Annotated in this window: 11 protein-coding genes and 1 pseudogene; 9 read left to right on the top strand and 3 right to left on the bottom strand. The window is 34.6% G+C overall.

All coding sequences use genetic code 11. The features are described 5' to 3' along the window. Positions 1 to 41: 41 nt before the first annotated feature. On the bottom strand, positions 42 to 3,998 hold the full coding sequence (locus AAGV33_RS15565; protein WP_373393237.1) for a hybrid sensor histidine kinase/response regulator transcription factor: 3,957 nt from the start codon (positions 3,996 to 3,998) through the stop codon (positions 42 to 44). 384 nt (positions 3,999 to 4,382) lie between these two features. Between AAGV33_RS15565 and AAGV33_RS15560 the strand changes: the two genes are divergently transcribed. The 9 genes from AAGV33_RS15560 (at position 4,383) to AAGV33_RS15520 (ending at position 18,384) form a co-directional block, all read left to right on the top strand. Then, positions 4,383 to 7,394: a SusC/RagA family TonB-linked outer membrane protein gene (locus tag AAGV33_RS15560; protein WP_373393235.1), complete on the top strand. Its 3,012-nt coding sequence runs from the start codon at positions 4,383 to 4,385 to the stop codon at positions 7,392 to 7,394. Positions 7,395 to 7,411: 17 nt separating this feature from the next. Next, positions 7,412 to 8,935, top strand: coding sequence for a RagB/SusD family nutrient uptake outer membrane protein (locus AAGV33_RS15555; protein WP_373393233.1), 1,524 nt, complete (start codon positions 7,412 to 7,414; stop codon positions 8,933 to 8,935). A gap of 80 nt (positions 8,936 to 9,015) precedes the next feature. Beyond that, positions 9,016 to 10,191 (top strand): cellulase family glycosylhydrolase, encoded by a 1,176-nt coding sequence (locus tag AAGV33_RS15550; RefSeq protein ID WP_373393232.1) that lies wholly within the window; start codon positions 9,016 to 9,018, stop codon positions 10,189 to 10,191. 100 nt (positions 10,192 to 10,291) lie between these two features. After that, on the top strand, positions 10,292 to 11,347 hold the full coding sequence (locus tag AAGV33_RS15545) for a glycoside hydrolase family 43 protein (protein WP_373393230.1): 1,056 nt from the start codon (positions 10,292 to 10,294) through the stop codon (positions 11,345 to 11,347). 3 nt (positions 11,348 to 11,350) lie between these two features. Then, on the top strand, positions 11,351 to 13,102 hold the full coding sequence (locus AAGV33_RS15540) for a sugar-binding protein (protein WP_373393229.1): 1,752 nt from the start codon (positions 11,351 to 11,353) through the stop codon (positions 13,100 to 13,102). Between the two features lie 167 nt (positions 13,103 to 13,269). After that, the gene (locus AAGV33_RS15535; RefSeq protein ID WP_373393227.1) at positions 13,270 to 15,087 is read left to right on the top strand and encodes a glycoside hydrolase family 2 protein; all 1,818 of its coding nucleotides are present in this window, start codon (positions 13,270 to 13,272) and stop codon (positions 15,085 to 15,087) included. Between the two features lie 10 nt (positions 15,088 to 15,097). Beyond that, positions 15,098 to 16,138, top strand: a complete 1,041-nt coding sequence (locus AAGV33_RS15530) for a glycoside hydrolase family 43 protein (protein ID WP_373393225.1) — start codon at positions 15,098 to 15,100, stop codon at positions 16,136 to 16,138. A 33-nt stretch (positions 16,139 to 16,171) separates the two neighbouring features. Next, a complete protein-coding gene (locus AAGV33_RS15525) occupies positions 16,172 to 17,353 on the top strand; it encodes an aldose epimerase family protein (RefSeq protein WP_373393223.1) in 1,182 nt (393 codons plus the stop codon). A gap of 23 nt (positions 17,354 to 17,376) precedes the next feature. Then, complete coding sequence (locus AAGV33_RS15520) at positions 17,377 to 18,384, top strand: glycoside hydrolase family 43 protein (protein WP_373393222.1); 1,008 nt, start codon at positions 17,377 to 17,379, stop codon at positions 18,382 to 18,384. A gap of 395 nt (positions 18,385 to 18,779) precedes the next feature. On the opposite strand, the gene AAGV33_RS15515 is transcribed toward AAGV33_RS15520, so the two are convergent. Then, positions 18,780 to 20,960 (bottom strand): glycoside hydrolase family 97 protein, encoded by a 2,181-nt coding sequence (locus AAGV33_RS15515; protein WP_373393220.1) that lies wholly within the window; start codon positions 20,958 to 20,960, stop codon positions 18,780 to 18,782. A gap of 50 nt (positions 20,961 to 21,010) precedes the next feature. Then, positions 21,011 to 21,362 (bottom strand): annotated as a pseudogene (locus AAGV33_RS15510) (alpha-amylase family glycosyl hydrolase); the annotation flags it as partial.

The raw sequence follows: 21,362 nt of genomic DNA, 5'->3' as shown, positions 1-21,362 counted from the left end.
TAATTTGAAAAATAAGGCAAAGAATAGGTTAAACCTCCTAACTATTTTTTCATAGAAATATAATCCGAAGGTGACATTTTGAAATGTTTTTGAAAATTTCTACCAAAACTGGTTTGTGATTTATAACCTACCATCTCGGCGATTTCATACATTTTATAGTCTTCATTAAGCAGTAATTCGGCTGCCTTTTTCAATCTAACAACGTTAATCAATTCATTCGGACTCAAATTCGAGATATCCTTGATTTTTCGGTACAAGGTCGATCTGCTCATATTCATAATCTCCGAAAGCGATTCGACACTTAAATTCTGATCGGTTATGTTTTTTATGATTTCTTCGTCTAATTTTTTCAAAAATGCTTCGTCTGTTTTATTATGCGCAATACTTTTGATATGAGAAAGCGGGGAACTCGCATAATATTTCATGATTTGTTTCCTATTTTCTATCAGGTTTAAAGACTGTACTTTTAAATATTCCATAGAAAAAGGTTTGGCAATATAGGAATCCGCTCCCACTTCAAGTCCGTCAATTTGGGATTTCAACGAATTTTTGGCAGTTAATAGTATAACCGGAATATGACTAGTTTCGAGATTGGTTTTGATTTTTTTACAAAGTGTAATTCCATCCATAACGGGCATTTCAATATCACTTATTACCAGAGAAATATTTTCATTATGAATCACTTCCAACGCTGCTTCTCCATTACTCGCATTAAAAACAATATAAAACGGAAGTAATTCCTTTGTTATAAACTGCAATAAATCTTCATTATCCTCCACAACCAAAATGGTGTTTTTCTCACTTTTGGTTTCTGGCTCTGGAATTTTATTTTCGTTACTTTCTATATCTTTAGCCTGTTCGTCATACAACATAAACTCCTCTTCCTGATGCAAAGGCATTATCAGTTCAAAAACGTTCATCTCAGGCTCAAAAAAAACCAACTGCAAACTTCCATTATGAAGCTGTGCTAAGGACTGCGCTAAAGACAAGCCGATTCCGGTTCCTGAATTGTTATCCATATTATCAACCCTGAAAAAAGGTTCAAAAATCTTGTCTTTCAAATGACCCGGAATCATATCCCCATCATTCTTGACTATTAATTTTAGTTTTTTCTCATCCCTGATTAAACTCACAACAACTTTATTTTCAGAATATTTAATGGCATTACTGAATAGATTGCTCATTATTTTTTTCAAAGCTTCTTTATCCACAAAAGCATAAATATCCCTTTCGCTTAATTCTAATTTGAAATCAATATTTTTTTCTTCAATAAGCTGGCTAAACCTAAGATGCATATTCCGCACTATTGACGAAATATTAGCCTCGACAAAAGTGAGTTTCAAACCGCCAATTTCTGTTTTCCGAAAATCTAAAAGTTCATTAACCAATTTTAATAATCGGGAAGTGTTTTTTTTCATTATCGAGAGATTCTGCGGAATCTCGGGCGTTTCATATTCAAACTGCAACAGTTTTTCCAGAGGACTCTTGATAAGCGTTAAGGGTGTTTTTATTTCGTGGGCTACATTGGTAAAAAATTCAATTTTAGCTTGATAAATTTCTTTTTCTTTTTCATCATTCAGATGTTTCAATTTTCGGTTATTTTTTAGCTGACTCAAATGATTAGAATAGCGAATAATCATAAACAAAGCATAGCATATCAATATAAAATACAATAAATACGCATACGTACTGGCCCAAAACGGAGGACTGATTTTTATTTTAATAGCAATTTCTTTACTCCAAACCCCAAAACTGTTCAGTGATTTCACTTTAAAAACATAAGTTCCCGGAGAGAGTTCGGTAAAGAAAACTTTGTTATTTCTCTCTAAATAAACCCAATCTTTATTTACGTCTTCGAGTTTGTACCAATATTCCGTCAACTCAGCTCCAGTGTAATTTAAGGCCGCAAACTCAATATTAAAAGACGACTGATCGTGTTCCAACTCCAACTCCTCAATATATGAAATTGATTTTTTTATAGGCGAATTTTCATCCGTTACCTGAACATCCTGATTGTTGATTTGCAAACCGGTTATAAAGGTTTTAGGTGCATATTTATTTTTAGTGAAATTTTTAGGATTAAAACTAATCATTCCGTTCAGATTTCCGAAATACATATCGCCGTTTGCATCTTTAAATGCTGAATTATAATTAAACTGGTCGCTTAACAAGCCATTTGCAGTAGTATAAATTTTAATTCTGTTTTGTTTTGGGCCAAACTTCACTAAGCCTTTTGAGGTCGATATCCATAAATTATCCTGATCATCCTCTAAAATAGAATAGAAAACATTGCTCGGAAATCCGTTCTTAGTGTTGTACTTTGTAAAAGATCGGCTGGCTTTATTAAAGAAATTCAATCCGTTTTCTGTGGCAATCCATAAATTCTTTTTAGAATCCTGAAAAATAGAATTGATAGAATTATTACTGATCCCTTTTATGTCCTTGTAGTTGTATCTGAAAATTTCATTTTTCCTGTTTTTAGGATTATAAAATAACAATCCGTCCCTGTAAGTTCCAGCCCAATAATTCCCTTCATTATCTTCCATAAATGACGTATAATGCATATTTTCCGGAAAACATTTAAGCACATCAAAATGATCCAATAATGGATTGTATTTGTAAATCCCTAACGAAGTTATAACTAAAAGTTCCTTCTTCTTTGTTTCATAAAAACTGAAGATAAAATTGCTTCTGAGGCCTCCCACTTCGTTATTAGCACTGTAATGCTTAATCACTTTCCCTGATTTGCTGTCTAAAACATCTAAGCCATGCTCAAAAGTCCCTATCCAAATTTTGTCTTTCCGGGCTATTAAAGCATGAATATTGTAATAGGACACTGAGCCTTTTCCTGTTCCTGGTTTGTATGAAGTAAAAACCTGAGTTTTGGGATTGAATTTATTCAAACCAGCATCTTCTGTACCAATCCAAAAATCTCCGTTTTCATCTTTGTGAATTTCCCTGACTGCACTACCATTAATCGAATTTTGATTGTTTTTCGGAAAATACTTTTTAAACTGAGTGTATTGTTTTTGATGGTAATTGATACCTCCAAAATAAGTCCCAATCCAAACGCCATTTTCTTTATCAATTGTAATCGAATAGGCTGCATTATCCGAAATACTAAAAGGATCATTAAAATCTTTTTTTAGATTCGTATATTTTTGGGTTTTGATATTATAGATAAAAACCCCCGATTCGCTGGCTATCCAAATTTCATCTGCTCCTTTCTTTTTAAATTGTCTTACAAACAATGACTCTTTCGCAGAGAATGGCAACACCACTGTACTTTTACTAATGCGGTTATACCACAGCACACCATCTTCCTGAGTACCTATTACTATACTATTTTTATCCAAAGCATAAATCACCGTAATTCTATAATTTATTTTAGCCGTAGTTTCATTTTCAAGTGAAATAGTCTCAAAAGACAAACTTTCTTCTGAATAATGATATAGTTTATTTAAAGACGAAACCCATATTTCCCCCTTTTCATCTCTTGTGACAGAAGTAGCTATAAAATAACGATTAGGATTGAATGTGGTTGTCTCTTTTTTAAGCGTTGAATATTTATAAAGAATATTGCCCGAAATAAACCATAGATTTCCATGATTATCATGTTCAATTGCTGCAATTCTATCATTTATTGCTTCATTGAGAACACTAAAACGATCTGATTTTTTATCATATTTATACAATCCTTTATCTGTACCAACCCAAATAATCCCTTTATATTCATGTAAGGATTGAATATAGTTACTTCCTAAACTATGAATTGGATCAGAAGTACCGCGATAAGTCTTAAATCGATACCCATCAAATCGATTTAAACCATCTTTAGTACCAAACCACATGAAGCCATCTTCATCTTGTAATGACGACAAAACAGTATTATTAGACAATCCATTTTCTACCTGATAATGCTTAAAATAATAATCTTGCGCCTGAACAAAAGGAGTAATTATAATAAAAAAAATAAAGTAAAATAAGAATTTACGCATGTCTGTGGTTTTGATGTTAAATGCCGACTTCAACGAATCGTCTCAATTGTATTCCAAATGTTGCAACAACCTAATTTTATAGCTTTAAAACAATAATTTGCATCATTTCCGATAAATAATGACACAAATGAATAGATTTTTTTTGAATTAAAATAGCCTACTTTGAATTTCCAAATAAAAAAGATATCGATATTTTATTTAGAACAAAATTATTATATCAATAAAAAAAATAGCTATTAATAAAACAATTACTAATTTCAAAAAAAATGAATTCAAGTTTAATAACAAATGTTATTGATTATTTTTTTTCTCGAATCAGAGACGATTAAATCTAATAATCATTACTATACCAAAACGAATAAAACTATTTAAAATGAAAAATAAATGAAAACAGAAACCAACCAAATTTTTAAGAAGAGATATTATCTCTTGCTTTTTTTTAGTTTTTTACTACAACAAAGTTACGCCCAGGAACAAATTAAAATTACTGGAAAAATAACCTCGGCTACTAATAGAGAAGCTATTCCATTTGCCAATATACTTATTAAGAATACAACAAGTGGAACCACATCCGATTTAGATGGGAATTTTTCTATAATGGCACAACCAGGCCAAATACTTGTAGTAAGTTATCAAGGATACAAAACTAAAGAAGCCAATATCACAAAAGAAAGAGTAGTTAATATTGCTCTAGTTGAAGATATTCTTGCCTTGAATGAGATTGTAGTAGTAGGTTACGGATCACAACAAAAGAAAGATCTTACCGGAGCAATTTCGGTAGTCAAAGCAGAGGAAATCCAAAAAAGACAAGTAACAACAGTTGCAGAAGGCTTACAGGGCTTGGTAACTGGTGTTAAAGTTAGAGGTGGAGGTAGACCAGGACAAGAAGCCGGTATAGAAATCCGTGGACTTAAAAATCTTCAGGGGACTAATCCTCTCTATGTAGTTGACGGTTTGATTACTACAGCCAACAGGGATTTTAACCCAAATGACATCGAAAGTATTCAGGTTTTAAAAGATGCATCTGCAGCAGCTATTTATGGATCCCGAGCGGCTAACGGTGTAATTATTATCACAACAAAGAAAGGAAAAAAGGGGCCGTTGAAAATTGAAGTTTCCTCAAAAACAAGCCTTACCAATATGCCTACATATAATTTAATGGGCACTGAGGAGTTTGCAAAATTCAATAATCAGGCGTATGATAATGCTGGAATTCCAAGACAAAACCTCAACATGGCAGTTAACACTGATTGGCAAAAAGAGGTCTTTAGCACAGGATTAATTCAGGATTACAATGCTAGTTTTTCAGGAGGAGGAGATAATTCAACTTTTTTTATGTCTGCAAATTATTTTGGAAATAAAGGAACAGTAGTATCAACGGATTTTGATAGAGTATCATTTCGTGTTAATTCAAGTGGAACCAAAGGAATTTTTAGTATTGGTCAAAACTTAGCTATTAGCAATTCAAAAACAGACGAAATGTCTGGAAACCCAATTATTGATGTTTATCGATTATTGCCTACAATTCCAGTATACGACTCAAGCAATCCAGGCGGATATGGATATGGAAAATCTGATGTTGCCAATACTTTTGGGACAAATCCATTAGCATTAGCAAATTTTTTAGACACAACTAATGAGAACTTTAGAATTAAAGGAAACATTTGGTCTGAAATAAAATTTGCTCCCTACTTAAAATACCGTTTTAATTTTGGTTATGAAACAAGTTTTGATAGCTACAATTTTATTAGAAAGCTGGGTAACTGGACATTAAATCAACCTTTTGAACAATCTTTCATAAATCAAAACAAAGGGAGATCACAGACACAGTTATTAGAGAATACTCTAACATTTAATAAAGAATTTGGAAAACACAGTGTTACTGCATTAGTGGGTCAAACTTTCCAAAAAGATAATTACAACCAAATTTATGGTACAAAGAGAAATCTTTTGGTTAATCCAAGCACTGGTTCCTATTTTGATGTTTTAGATCTAGGAGACTCACCAGAGGTAGGCGGATTTAGACAAGAGGCAGCACTTACATCTTATCTAGGAAGATTAGAGTACAACTATGACGATCGTTATTTATTCAATGCTGTTTTTAGACGAGATGGTTCATCAAAATTCAGTGATGGAAATAAATGGGGTAATTTCCCATCAACATCATTAGGATGGAGAGTAAGTAATGAACCTTTCTTTAAAATAGATTTCATTAAAGACTTAAAACTAAGAGCCAGTTATGGAGAATTAGGAAGTGGTAATATTGGAAATTACGAATACCAAGGGTTCATTAATACATTTGGTGCTATTGTTATGGGAAATGGACAAATTTTATACCCTTCTGCAACACAAGTAAGATTAGCTAACTCCGAATTACGTTGGGAAAAATTGAAACAAACTAATTTTGGGATGGATTTAGGAATCTTAAACAATGATTTACGTTTAACAGCTGAATATTTTATAGCTCGAACTGAGGATGTTTTATTTGGATTCCCAATTTTAATGACTACTGGAAATGACGGAGGAAATCCAATTTCAAATGCTGCAACAGTAGAAAATAAAGGGTATGAATTCGAGTTGGCTTATAACAAAAGAATTAATGACTTTTCATTTAATGCTTCTTTAAACTTCACTAAATTGAATAACAAATTAGTTTCTTTGGGTAATGGTCAAAATGAGCATATTCAAGGAAATACAATTACTAGAACTGGAAACTCAGTTGGAATGTGGTTTGTGCTACAAACAGATGGTTTGTTCCAGAACCAAGATGAAATTGATAATTATGTAAGTTCAAATGGGACTGTGATAATGCCAAACGCAAAACCTGGAGACATTCGCTTTAAAGACGTTAATGATGATGGTCAAATTACCAATGAAGATAAGGATATTATAGCAAGTCCTTGGCCAGAATTTGAAATGGGATTCAATACCGGAGCACAATACAAAGGATTTGATTTTTCTATGAACTGGATTGCATCGCATGGAGCTACTGTTTACAACGGATTTAGAAGTACAGTAGATCGATTTGATGATGATAGCAATTACCGTGCTGGTATCCAACCATGGACTCCAGAAAACCCGAATACTGATTTTCCACGAATTGTAAAAGGAACTACCTTGAATGCAAGGGGAGATAGTGATCGTTTTTTAGAAAGCGGAGATTTCATCCGACTTAAATATGTTGGTTTTGGTTATAACCTTCCTGAAAGTATTTTAGAAAAAGTTGGTCTTACAAGTGCTCGTCTGTCTTTATCAGCCCAAAACATACTTACAATTACGAAGTATAAAGGTTTAGATCCAGAGTTTAGTAACGGGAATATTTTTGAAAGAGGTGTAGATATTGGTTCTTTTCCGAATTTGAGAACCTATTCTTTTGGTGTTGAGTTTGCCTTTTAATTTTAAAAAACAGTATAATGAAAAAAATAATTATAACAACAACAGTTTTGATAGGCCTTCTTTTTACATCTTCATGTGATAATGAGCTTGTACAAAGTAATCCAAATAGCCTAACAACAGAACAGTATTGGAAAACCGAAAGTGATGCACAAGCCGGCGTAAATTCTATTTATGCCATGTCTTATAAAGATGGTTTATGGGCCAGATGGATTTATTTTCGTTTAGATTTAACATCAGATGAAGGCTACAGTAATAGTCCATGGATTGAATTAGCCGATTGGACAAGATTCAATTATATCAATTACAACTTTTGGGAAGGAAACGTGGTTACATGGAGAGATACCTATAAAGCGATTTTTAGATGCAATCAAGTAATTGCTAATGTTCCTAATATTTCGTTTCAAAACGAAGATGATAAGAAAAAAATTATTGCTCAGGCAAAATTTTTAAGAGCCATGCATTACTACTATGCTGCAGTTTTATGGGAAAACATTCCAATTGTTTTAGAGCCATCATCGCCTACTGATCTTCCGGTTCAAAAAAATGTTACTGAAGTTTGGGCACAAATAGAAACAGATTTGAACGAAGCTTTCATCGATTTGCCTCCACAATGGGGAGCAGACCAAACAGGAAGACCTGATAAAGGTGCCGCAAAAGCATTCCTAGCAAAAACATACATGCAACAACGTAAATGGCCAGAAGCAAAATTAGCCTTGGAATATTTAATTACAGGAGCAGGAGCAAGATATAGTTTGGTTTCAAATTACAGAGATAATTTTACTGATGTGAATGAAAACAACAGTGAATCGGTTTTTGAAATTCAATTTGGAGACCAAAGAAAAGGAGGTACAGGTGAAGGTCAAAGTGCTGCTGTTTCCAGTAACCGTGCTCAATTCTTTGCACCTAGAAGTATCGGTTGGTCTGATGGGCAAGCCAGAATGTGGATTGTTGACGCCTTCAAAGAAGAAAGAAATAAAGATAACGATTTAGATGTACGTTTAAGATACACTTTATTCTATCCTGGGTTGTTTGCTGATTTTGGAGACAAAACGTACAATAAAAACTGGGAATGGGGAAATGAGGCATGGTTTAGAAAGGGTAGTAGAGATTATTATAGAGATAACGAAGATTACTTCAGCCAAGTAAACTATAGGCTAATTCGTTATGCTGATATTTTATTACGCTATGCCGAGGTTTTAAATGAAACCGGAAATACAGCTGATGCTTATCAATACGTAGATATGGTAAGAGCTCGTGTAAATCTGGAAAAATTAGCTATTGTCCATCCAGAAATAGGAATTGATAAGGCTAAATTCTTGGAACGATTAAAAATAGAAAGGGTATTAGAATTGACTGGCGAAAGTGTTCGTTGGGAAGATTTAAAACGTTGGGGAGATTTAAACACTCAAACTTCTGTTGATAAAATCGCACTTCGTGATCCTGATTTTAACAACTTTGTCGTTGGGAAAAACCACAGATTACCTATTCCTCAAGTAGAAGTTGAAAATAACCCAAATTTAGATCAACATCTTGAATACTAATAACTGATTTTTACGGGAATGGTTTAAACCATTCCCGTAAAATTAAGGAACAAAGCTTTGTTCCATTAAAACAAATGATAATGAAAACGACAAAACTTTATCTGGCACTTGTGCTGGCAGGGACACTATTAATTAGTTGCAACAAAACAAAATCATGTTCAGAAGAAAATAACCCAATAACTGCTGCAGTTGAAAAAAGAAAAATTTGGACAAAAGAACAGGCCAAAACATGGTATGCAAAACAGCCATGGCTTATAGGGGCTAATTACAACCCAAGCACTGCCATAAATCAACTGGAAATGTGGCAAGAGGAAACTTTTGACCCTAAAAGAATTGATGAAGAACTAGGATGGGCTGAACAAATCGGGATGAATACCATGCGTGTTTACTTACATGATTTATTACATAAAGATGATGCAGAAGGACTTTACAAACGAATGAACCGTTTTTTAGAAATTGCTAGTAAACACCATATCAAAATCGTATTTGTTTTGTTTGATTCTTGTTGGGATCCATTTCCTAAATCAGGTAAACAAAGAGAACCGAAACCACATGTTCACAATTCAGGTTGGGTACAAAGTCCAGGACAAAAAGTATTACAAGATAGCACACAATATCCTCGTTTAGAAAAATACATTAAAGAAACTATTGCTGAATTTAAAGACGATAATCGTATCCTGGCTTGGGACGTTTGGAATGAGCCAGACAACATGACCGGACCATCTTATGAAGCGGTAGAAATCAAGAATAAAGCCGAATTAATATTACCTCTTCTGGAAAAAGCGTTTCAATGGGCAAGATCAACTAATCCATCACAGCCTTTGACTTCAGGGGTTTGGGTTGGCGATTGGAGTGATGAAACTAAAATGCAACCAATGCACAAACTGCAATTAGAACAATCAGACATTATTTCTTTTCACAATTACAACAAGCCACAGGATTTTGAAAAAGTAATCAAGCAATTGCAACGTTACGGAAAACCAATGATTTGTACAGAATATATGGCACGTCCAAACGGAAGTACTTTTGAAGGCTTTTTACCAATTGCAAAAAAGTATAATGTAGGAATGATCAACTGGGGATTTGTTGATGGCAAAAGCCAAACAAAATATTCCTGGGACAGCTGGACTAAAAAATACGATTCGGAACCGGAACTATGGTTTCATGAAATATTTCATACTGACGGTACACCTTACAAAAAAGCAGAAACTGATTTAATCAAAAAATTAACTACTGAAGCGAATAAAAAGAATTAAACAATTATTTATTGCCACAGATTCAAATGATTAATCCTTTAATCTGTGGCAAAAATAATCCAAAATAGAATTTCAAATTCATAAGTTAAAGACAACACCGATGAAGAACAACACATTAAAACAGCTCTTTTTTTTAGGAATATTGTTGTTTGGATTTTTCGCAAATGCACAGCAACCCACCCCACCCGGACAGCTAGAAAGCAATGCAAAACCAAAAAACGAAGCCTATTTATTTGCACACATGACACATTCGGATTACGGCAGACTGTATTATTCTGTAAGTCTTGATGGCTTGCATTGGACTAATTTAAACAACGGAAAAAGAGTTTTCCCTGAATATCAAGGACACCCGGATATTTGCAAAGGTCCAGACGGCAACTATTATATAGCAGGCAACACCAGCGATGATTCACCAGAAATTAATATATGGGTTTCTAGTGATTTAATAAGCTGGAAAAAGCATGCTGTTTATACGCCAGATCTAAAAAGCACACCTGATTATTCCAACGCATTGCAAAGAATAGGTGCTCCAAAATTGTATTATGACAAAGACTCAGCAAAATTTATACTAACCTGGCACACGCCTCACAAACCAGGGTCTAAAGAAGATCCCGAAGCTTATTGGGCAAGCCAAAGAACCCTTTATGTGTTATCAAAAGATTTAAAAACATTTGAAGGCACTCCAAACCGATTATTTGATTGGGATATGGGAACAATTGATGTATTCATCAGAAAAGTGGGAGATTCCTATTACGCCATTTTAAAAGATGAAACCTACCCTACTTTATATTGGACAACGGGAAAAACCATCCGAATTGCTAAATCAAAATCGTTATTAGGACCTTACTCCTTGCCTCAGGAATCAATCAGTCCAAATTTCAGAGAAGCTCCGATGTTGATTCCATCTCCTGATGATAAAATCTGGTATATGTATTACGAGCAATACCCGGGAGTTTCTTACGGATTATCTATTTCAGATAATTTAAACGGACCATGGTTTCAGGCATCAGGATATACTTTTTACAGCGATTGGGACAAATACAGCCTACCTGAAAAAGCAAGACACGGTTGTATGATTACCATTTCTACAAAAGAGTATAACAATTTGGTGCAAAAATTTGGTTTAACCAAAACAGAATCAAATCCTAAAAAGTAACAAATGAAAAAAATAAATTATGTGTTTCTGGGACTTCTTTTCATTCCATTATTCTCCTGTAGCGACTCGTCTGATGGAAATGATGAAAAACCAGTTGTAGAAAATATTGCCACCAAACCAGCTATTGAAGGTGTCAGAATCGCTTGGGATTACACGACTTTAATTCAAGTTTCGGATAAAAACAGTACAAATTACAATGGATACGCCAGACTAGTGCAATTAACCGATAAAAAATTAATATGTACTTATGAATCTGGCGGTGCCATTTTGGTTAAAACCAGTACTGATTTTGGCAGCACTTGGAGTACACCTATTACGGTAGTTTCCGGAAATACTTTGGTGAATATGACCACACCGGATATTTTACAATTAAAAGATAATTCTATTTTAATTTGTTATAATCCAAGACCAATTGGCAACGGAAACAACACCGAAAAATTTTCTATCAATACAATTAAAAGTTATGATGGAGGCTTGACCTGGAAAGAAAATCAAATTGTATATGAAGCCAGTTCAGAATTTGAAAATGGCTGTTGGGAACCTTCGGCATTACAAATTCCGAGTGGAGAAATTCAATTGTTTTTTTCCAATGAAAATGTGTACCGCAATTCAAATGAACAAAATATTTCCCTGATTCGTTCTTCAGATAATGGGTTAACATGGTCAACAACTCCAGAAATTGTGAGTTACAGAGCAGGAAAAAGAGATGGGATGCCCTCTCCTATTCTATTAAAAAATCAAACCGAAATTGTTTTTTCTATTGAGGACAATGGCATTGATAATCAATTCAAACCGTATATCATTCGAAATTCAATTACCGAAAACTGGAAACAAACTGTCGATGCAAACAGCAATAACCGAAACTATGCTTTGGAAGAAACATTGAGTAATCCGATTTATGCCGGTGCACCATATTTGTCGCAAATCAGTACAGGGGAAGTTATAATGTCTTATCAGGGAACTGAAAACAGAGCTACAAACGATATCAACAATGCCGATATGAAAGTTGTTATTGGAACAAATGAGGCTAAAAAATTCAACCGAAAATCAACTCCTTTTCTACTTTCCAGCGGAAAATCGGCTTTATGGAATAGCATTAAAGTTTTAAATGATGATACCGTTGTTGCATTAACAACCACAAACCAATTTTCAACCTCATCACAAGTCTGGATGATAAAAGGACATATTATTCCGGAAATTAATGCGATAAATGAAACCGCCATAATCGACGGACAAAGTAATGAAGCAGTTTGGCAAAAAGGAAAACCTGTTTTCATTGGCCAAAAAAGCAACACTCAACTAGAAGCAAATTTTACCTATGATAGCGAATATTTATATGTTTTTGCCCAAATAAAAGACAGTCAAATTGTAAGTACAAATGCCTTAACCGACAGTGATGGTTTCAATTTGTATTTAGATCCTAAAAACAGAAGCTTAATTGCTCCGGGAAAATCAATTTTTAAACTGGAATTAGGACATTCTAATCTTTTTTCAATATACGAAGGAGAAAATAGTAAATGGAAAAAACTAAACAGTTCGCAAGAAGTTGCAACAACAACGGTCAAAACTTCAAACGGTTATCAAACAGAAATTAAAATTCCTTGGATCATACTAGGAGGAATGCCTGCAAAACAAACCAGAATAGGTTACAACATAGAACTTAGAGAAAAAGGAGCAAATAATTATACCGAAAGTATTTCAACCAATAGTAGTGACAAACCTTATTCTTGGTCGACTTTAAAGCTGGTAAATTAATATCAAAACAGGGGCGTTTTTATTAATTTAAAACGTCACGAAAAATTTGGTTAGTTAGTGGTTTGTTTAATTACCAGACCGTTTTTAAATGGTCTGGTAATTTATTAAGTCATAGAAAAGAAAATAACGCTTCAATTTTAATGAGGTGCACCAAAATAAATATACCAATGAAAAAAAATGCAACAGTACTCCTTTTTTTATGCTTAGGATTATCACTATCCGCGCAATGGAAACCTGCAGGAGAAAAAATAAAAACAGAATGGGCGAATAAAGTCAATCCAAAACAGGTACTTCCTGAATATCCCCGTCCTATAATGGAACGCAAGGAATGGAAAAACCTTAACGGATTATGGAATTATGCTATTCAAGAAGCAGGAAAACCAGCTCCAGCAAAATATGATGGGCAAATCCTGGTACCATTTGCTGTCGAATCCAGTTTATCAGGCGTGATGAAAGAAGTGGGCGCTAAAAATGAGCTTTGGTACAACACCACTTTCACTTTGGAATCCAATTGGAAAGGACAAAATATCTTGCTTCATTTTGGTGCGGTAGATTGGGAAACTGAAGTTTGGTTGAACGGAATTAAAATAGGTTCCCATACTGGTGGATACACTCCATTTTCTTTTGACATCACTCCTTTTATAACCGGAAAAACACAGCAATTAACAGTCAAAGTGTGGGATCCTTCCAATGATGGGCCGCAACCAAGAGGAAAACAGGTGAAAAACCCAGAAGGAATCTGGTACACGCCAGTTACGGGAATTTGGCAGACGGTTTGGATAGAACCTGTCAATAAAAAGAACATTACAACGATTAAAACCACCCCAAATATCGATCAAAATAAGATTACTATAAAACCTGAAATTGCGGGAGCCAATTATGGCGACGTATTCGAAGTAAGTATTTATGATGATTCAAAAACAATTGCAACAGGAAAAGCTTCCGTTGGAGAAAAATTGGAAATCATTTTAAATAATCCCAAATTATGGTCTCCGGAATCTCCTTTTTTGTACAAAACCAATGTGAAATTAATTAGCAACGGAAAAATTATCGATCAGGTAAAAAGTTATTTTGCCATGCGAAAAATTAGCTCTAAAAGAGATGCAAATGGCGTAGTTAGAATGCAACTAAACAATAAAGACTATTTTCAATTTGGTCCGTTGGATCAAGGTTGGTGGCCTGACGGATTGTACACTGCTCCAACTGATGAAGCGTTAAAATATGACATTGTTAAAACCAAGGAATTAGGTTTTAATATGATTCGCAAACATGTTAAGGTAGAACCAGAACGCTGGTACACTCATTGCGACGAAATGGGAATTTTAGTATGGCAAGACATGCCAAGTGGAGATGACCAACCTTTATGGCAAAATAAAAAATATTTTGAAGGTACTGAATTACAAAGAACTCCCAAATCGGAAGCAATTTACAGAAAAGAATGGAAAGAGATCATGGATCATTTGTATTCTTATCCAAGTATTGTAGTTTGGGTACCTTTTAATGAGGCTTGGGGACAATTCAAAACGGTTGAAATTACCGAATGGACTAAAAATCACGATCCAAGTAGATTAGTCAATTCGTCAAGTGGTGGGAACCATTTTCAAACAGGCGACATCTTGGATTTACACAATTATCCCGGCCCTGAATTGTATCTTTATGATGCCAGAAGAATTACCGTTCTTGGTGAATATGGAGGAATTGGATTGCCTCTGGAAGGTCATTTATGGAAAGCAAACGATAATTGGGGTTATATCAAGTTCAAGAATGCTACCGAAGTCACTAATGAGTACATTAAGTATGCCAATGAGCTAAAAAAATTAGTCAAAACCGGATTCTCAGCCGCAGTTTACACCCAAACGACTGATGTTGAAGGTGAAGTAAATGGATTCATGACTTATGACCGAAAAGTGGATAAAATGGATTTCGAAAAAATAAGCGCCATTAACAAAGAAGTTATTGATGCTCTAAATCACAAATCAAACTAAAGCTATTATTATGAAAAAATATTTAATTCTCATTGTACTAATAATTGCTTCGGGTTGTAACTCGGAAACCTATTCGCAAAAAGAAACCTTTACCAATCCTATTTTGCCATCAGGGGCAGATCCGTACAGCACCTATTACAAAGGCTATTATTATTATACTCATACCTTGCAAAATCGCCTGGTTTTGTGGAAAACAAAAAATCTGGCTGATTTAAAAAATGCCGAAAGCAAAACCATTTGGACAGCTCCAAAAAATACAGACTATTCCGCAGACATTTGGGCACCGGAATTTCATATCATTGACGGTAAATGGTACGTATATTTTGCCGCAGACGATGGAGACAATGCCACTCACAGAATGTATGTCTTAGAAAACAAATCGGAAGATCCTTTTAAAGGAACATGGGAATTTAAAGGAAAAGTTGCTGCAAAAACAGATAAATGGGCTATTGACGGAAATGTTTTTAGTTACAAAAATAGCCTTTACATGATTTGGGCTGGATGGGAAGACGACACTAACGGACAGCAGAATATCTACATCGCCAAAATGAAAAACCCTTATGAAATAGAAGGAGATCGAGTTTTGATTTCTTCCCCAACATACGATTGGGAAACACACGGTGCTTTAAACGACCCGAATAATCCTCCTCAAGTCAATGTCAATGAAGGACCACAGTATTTAATGCACAATAACAAAGTGTTTATCGTGTATTCTGCCAGTGGATGTTGGACTGATTTTTATGCTTTGGGTTTATTACATTTTCAAGGAAACGGGGATTTACTAGACGCTTCTTCTTGGAAAAAATCAGAGAAACCATTATTCCAACAATCCGTAAAAAACCAAGTTTTTGCTCCCGGACACAATTCGTTTTTCAAATCTCCAAACGGGAAAGAAGACTGGATTTTATATCACGCCAACTCAAATCCTGGTGAAGGATGCGGGAATAAAAGAGCGCCAAGAATGCAAAAAATAAACTGGGATTCGAATGGATTTCCAGTATTTGGAGAGCCTGTTAGTGAAGGAACAAAATTAGAAATTCCTGCCGAATAGTTTTTCCAATTAAACGTTATAAAATTTAAACCAATGAAAAAAATTCAGATATACGCAGTCCTTATTCTTGCTGTATTTCAGGTTTCATGCAAAGAAAATAAAAGCAACAACTCAACTCAGAAAGAGATAGATCAAGAAATAGCCTTTGATTCGACACAAAATCTTTTAAAAGCTAAAAATTTTGAAGAGGTAATAGACGGTAAACACACCCATTTATATTGGATTGAAAACAATGGTTTGAAAGCTGCTTTCACCAATTACGGAGGACGATTAGTAGGCTTGTGGTTAGCCGATAAAAACGGAAAACTTACAGATGTCGTGGTTGGTATGAACAGCGTTATCGGATTTAAAAAATCGACAGAGCCTTATTTTGGAGCGACAATTGGTCGAGTTGGAAACCGAATCGCTAAAGGAAAATTTACCTTGGAAGGAAAAAAATATACTGTTCCTTTAAATAATGGAGAAAATGCACTACACGGCGGAAAAAAAGGTTTTCAGGATGTGGTTTGGAATGCAAAAAAAACTAACGAACATACTTTAGTTTTAACCTACACTTCTCCTGATATGGAACAAGGATTTCCGGGAAATTTAGAAATAAAAGTAACCTATTCCATTACGGCTGATAAAACCTTAAAAATGGAATATGAAGCCTCCACAGATAAGACTACGATTGTTAATTTGACCAATCATGCCTTTTTTAATTTGAACGGAGAAGGTAGTGGAACTATTTTGAATCATGAATTACAATTGTTTGCTAATAAATACACTCCAGTTGATGCCGGTTTAATTCCAACAGGAAAATTAGAAAATGTGACCCAAACTCCTTTCGATTTTATTGAAAAACATACTATCGGGGAACGCATCGAGATGGCTAATGAGCAATTAAAATTCGGAAAAGGATATGACCATAATTTTGTCCTAAACGGAAACATCAAAAAAGGGATGAACCATGCTGCAAGCATTACCGGAGACCAATCGGGGATTTCTATGGACATTTACACCACCGAACCTGGGATTCAGTTTTACAGCGGGAATTTTATGCAGGGTAAAAACACTTTCAAATCTAGGGCAAAGGATAATTTCAGAACAGCTTTCGCACTGGAAACACAGCATTTTCCGGATGCACCGAATCAGCCTAATTTCCCTTCCATAACTTTAAAACCGGGACAGAAATACCAGACGGTTTCTTATTACCAATTTTCGATCCACAAATAAAAACGAATACAAAACCAACTCAAATGAAAAAAAAATTTATACTCCTATTTTTAGGGCTAAGCCTAAATTCCTGTTCCCAACAAAAAGACGAAGAAGTAACTACAACAGTTCCTCCTACTCCAACACCAGTGTTAAAAGATATTTTTTTGGCTGACCCAACTATCTTTTATAATGAAGGCACTTATTATTTATATGGAACAACAACAGGAAACACTCCACTAAACGGGGAAGGATTTCAGGTTTATACCTCGACCGATCAAAAAAATTGGAAAGGCCCCGTTGGCGCTCAGGGAGGTCTTGCCCTGAAAAAAGGGGAAGCCTTTGGTTCACAAGGATTTTGGGCTCCTCAAATACTGAAATACAATAATCAGTTTTACATGATGTATACCGCTAATGAAAATATTGCTGTTGCAACAAGTAGTTCCCCACTTGGTCCTTTCAGAAACACCTCTAAAGAACCATTGGCCGCATCCGTAAAACAAATTGACCCTTTTGTTTTTATAGATGATGACGGAAAAAAATATTTGTACCATGTTAGACTTACCAATGGAAACCGAATTTTTGTGGCCGAATTAAATGACGATTTATTGAGTATTAAAACTGAAACGCTTACAGAATGTATCGCCGCAGAACTGCAATGGGAAAACACACAAAATGCAAACTGGCCAGTTGCTGAAGGCCCTACAGTATTGAAAAAAGACGGTTTGTATTATTTAATTTATTCGGCAAATGATTTTAGAAATCCTGAATATGCCGTTGGATATGCAACCAGTAAAAGTCCTTTGGGACCTTGGAAAAAATCAACAGCGAATCCTATAATTTCACGAAATTTATTAAAAATAAATGGCCCAGGTCACGGTGACTTATTTTTAGACAAAGACAACCAATGGCAGTATGTACTTCATACCCATTATAGCATTACTAATGAAGCCCCAAGAAAGGCAGCAATCATTGAAATGAATTTTATTCAAAAAGAAAATGAATTGCAATTAGAAGCAAAAAAGGATAGTTTTCGATTTTTGAAAAACTAATAAAATAAAAAGTAATTTTACAATTTCCAAACCTCATATTGTTGCAAACTACACCAGAAAAGAATCGATAATATAAAGCATTTCAGATCAAAATATCAAAATAAAAACCTACAATTATAAACAACTCATAAAAAAATTATCTGTTCAAACGTTTGTTAAATTCTCTCATCAAATATATACTTAAACCCTATAGCTTCATCAATTTAATAACAACTGCTAATCCGTCTTATTTTACAATATCAATAACCTGATTATCATTTTATTACAACTAAACAAAAACGTCAATTGAAGTGTTTTTTTAGAAACAGAAAAGAATAAAAATTCTCAATATGTTACGTCCACTATTATTGACGTTTTTATTTAATCAAGGTTAGCCACGCTTAGCCTGACAAATTTTAGAGCTTATTTAAGCCTTTCATATCAGATGTAGTTCCTTCTTTAATACTAATGGCAACACCACCACCCGGAGCAATGTATTGTTTTAAAACACTTTTAGAAGTTACAACAACTTTAGTTACGGTATATTTTTGTGGGTTTTTATTCCAATTAGCATCTTTTGCATCTGCATAGATAGTAGCGATATATTTTTTACCAGCAGGAAGATAATCGAAAGTGATATTTGCAGTTCTTACATTTTCATCTGTAATTCCTCCAACAAACCATTCGTTTTTCGCTTTTGCTTTACGCGCAATAGTGATATAATCTCCAGGTTCAGCTTCCAGAATATAACTGTTGTCCCAATCTACGGCAACGTCCTTTATGAATTGAAATGCATCTGGAAAACGCTCGTAATTCCCCGGAATATCAGCAGCCATTTGTAAAGGGCTGTACATTGTAACATAATATGCCAGTTGTTTAACCAAAGTAGTATTTACACGTTGTGTACTTCCAGTACCATAATAAGAAAGATCTGTTTGAAAAATCCCAGGTGTAAAATCCATAGGTCCCCCCATTAAACGTGTAAATGGCAAAATGGTAGTATGGTCTGGAGATAGTCCTCCCATAGATTCAAATTCTGTTCCACGTGCTGATTCCTGTGCAATCCAGTTTGGGAAAGTTCGGTTCAATCCAGTTGGACGAACAGCTTCGTGACTATCAACCATAATTTTATAATCAGCTGCACGTTTAGCCACATGTATGTAATGATCGACCATCCATTGCCCGTCATGGTGTTCGCCACGTGGAATAATTTTGCCTACATAACCTGTTTTTACGGAATTATATCCGTTGTCTTTCATAAATTGAAACGCGCGGTCCAAACGTCGTTCATAATTGGTAGCCGAACCCGAAGTTTCATGGTGCATCATAATTTTCACTCCTTTTGAAGCTGCGTATTCATGCACTGCTTTTACATCAAAGTCTGGATAGGCTGTCACATAATCAAAAACTTCTTCTTTCCAGTTATTAATCCAGTCTTCCCATCCAATGTTCCAACCTTCGATAAGAATAGCGTCAAAACCATTTTTAGAGGCAAAATCAATATATTCTTTCGCACGTTCCGTTGTAGCTCCGTGTTTTCCGTTTGTCGTTAGTTTCGAAAAATCATCCGTTAGTTTTACATTGTTTTCTACTCCATATGCCCAAGTACTTTTACCCGCTACAAAATATTCCCACCAGATTCCAATGAATTTAATTGGTTTAATCCAAGATACATCTTTGTAACTTGTAGGTTCGTTTAGATTCAAAATCAATTTTGAAGCCAAAATCTCTGTTGCTTTATCACTCACAACAATAGTTCTCCATGGAGTTTGTGTGTCGGTTTGCATATAGCCTTTATTACCAACAGCATCTGGTGCCAAATGACTACGTAATTTATTGGTAACTGGATCTACTTCAAGATACATTGCGGGATAATTAATTAATGCTGCTTCGTGAATATTGATGTATAAACCATCAGCTGATTTCATCATAGATGGAGTTTGTACCGCTAATTCTTTAATTGGCCATTGTGAATTGATTTCGATAGTAGCTTTTTGCATTAAAGAAGGAATTTCTGAAATTTTAGAAGTCGTATAAGCATATTCATTGGTGTCATAATCTCCCGGAATCCAGAAAATTTTATGGTTTCCTGCCAATTGAAATTCAGTACGTTCTTCTTTAATTACAAAATAATTCAGGTCATTTTGTTTTGGAAATTCATATCTGAAACCCAATCCGTCGTTGAATAAACGGAAACGAATACGAATATATCGGTTGTTGTTTTTCGCTTGCGCTAAAGTGACAACCAATTCGTTGTAGTTATTACGAATTGTTTTTTCTTCACCCATAACTGGGTTCCAACTATTATCAACTGAAGATTGAGCCGTATTTGTGATGGAAAAACCATCCATAAATGAAGGCATATCTTTAAGTTCTAAACCTAATGAACTCGGTTGGATAACTGGCTTTTTCTTATAAGTCAATTGGTACGTTGGAACGCCATTTTCTTTTATTTCAAATTTTAAAGAAAGATTTTTGTTAGGCGAAAAGATTTCTTGTGCATGAGCCCATAATGAGTTCGCAAACACAAACAGTAAAAGCATAACTATCTTGCTCAAACGAATTTGAGGAAGCATTTTTTTAGATTGAAAATTCATGTTATTTATTTTTTATGCAAATTTATTTTTTTGCTAAAGTTGCTTTTAGATTAGTTTTTCAACACTAAATATTGGAATGGTGCTAATGTAATTTCGCTGCCAACTGTTACTGTAGCATCTGTAAAGGCATCTTTCCATGTTCCGTTTAATGTATTGGTAACAAGATACTTTGTAGTAGCATTGGTTAAGTTAGAAAGTATAAAAACTTTTTCTGCATCCTTTACCATAGTAAATGCACTAATGGCATTATTGCTATATCCAGTATATGTTCCTTTTTTAATAGCATTGCTAGTATTTCTAAAAGCGATAATTTTTTTGTATTCAGCAAGCATTTCTGAATCTGCGGTTGACCAGTCGATTGGGGTGTTGCTGAAATAATTAATTCTTTGTGCGTATCCAACT

It is taken from the genome of Flavobacterium magnesitis, from assembly GCF_041729735.1.
Taxonomy (GTDB): Bacteria; Bacteroidota; Bacteroidia; order Flavobacteriales; family Flavobacteriaceae; genus Flavobacterium; species Flavobacterium magnesitis.
Note: the sequence above shows the minus strand (reverse complement) of the source record. Positions and strands in the feature narration are given on the sequence as shown.

What these genes read in the sequence shown, in the direction of transcription:
- AAGV33_RS15560 (WP_373393235.1), top strand. Translation starts at nt 4,383, where the DNA reads ATGAAAACAGAAACCAACCAAATTTTTAAGAAGAGATATTATCTCTTG.
- AAGV33_RS15555 (WP_373393233.1), top strand. Translation starts at nt 7,412, where the DNA reads ATGAAAAAAATAATTATAACAACAACAGTTTTGATAGGCCTTCTTTTT.
- AAGV33_RS15550 (WP_373393232.1), top strand. Translation starts at nt 9,016, where the DNA reads ATGAAAACGACAAAACTTTATCTGGCACTTGTGCTGGCAGGGACACTA.
- AAGV33_RS15515 (WP_373393220.1), bottom strand. Translation starts at nt 20,960, where the DNA reads ATGAATTTTCAATCTAAAAAAATGCTTCCTCAAATTCGTTTGAGCAAG.
- AAGV33_RS15535 (WP_373393227.1), top strand. Translation starts at nt 13,270, where the DNA reads ATGAAAAAAAATGCAACAGTACTCCTTTTTTTATGCTTAGGATTATCA.
- AAGV33_RS15565 (WP_373393237.1), bottom strand. Translation starts at nt 3,998, where the DNA reads ATGCGTAAATTCTTATTTTACTTTATTTTTTTTATTATAATTACTCCT.
- AAGV33_RS15520 (WP_373393222.1), top strand. Translation starts at nt 17,377, where the DNA reads ATGAAAAAAAAATTTATACTCCTATTTTTAGGGCTAAGCCTAAATTCC.
- AAGV33_RS15530 (WP_373393225.1), top strand. Translation starts at nt 15,098, where the DNA reads ATGAAAAAATATTTAATTCTCATTGTACTAATAATTGCTTCGGGTTGT.
- AAGV33_RS15540 (WP_373393229.1), top strand. Translation starts at nt 11,351, where the DNA reads ATGAAAAAAATAAATTATGTGTTTCTGGGACTTCTTTTCATTCCATTA.
- AAGV33_RS15525 (WP_373393223.1), top strand. Translation starts at nt 16,172, where the DNA reads ATGAAAAAAATTCAGATATACGCAGTCCTTATTCTTGCTGTATTTCAG.
- AAGV33_RS15545 (WP_373393230.1), top strand. Translation starts at nt 10,292, where the DNA reads ATGAAGAACAACACATTAAAACAGCTCTTTTTTTTAGGAATATTGTTG.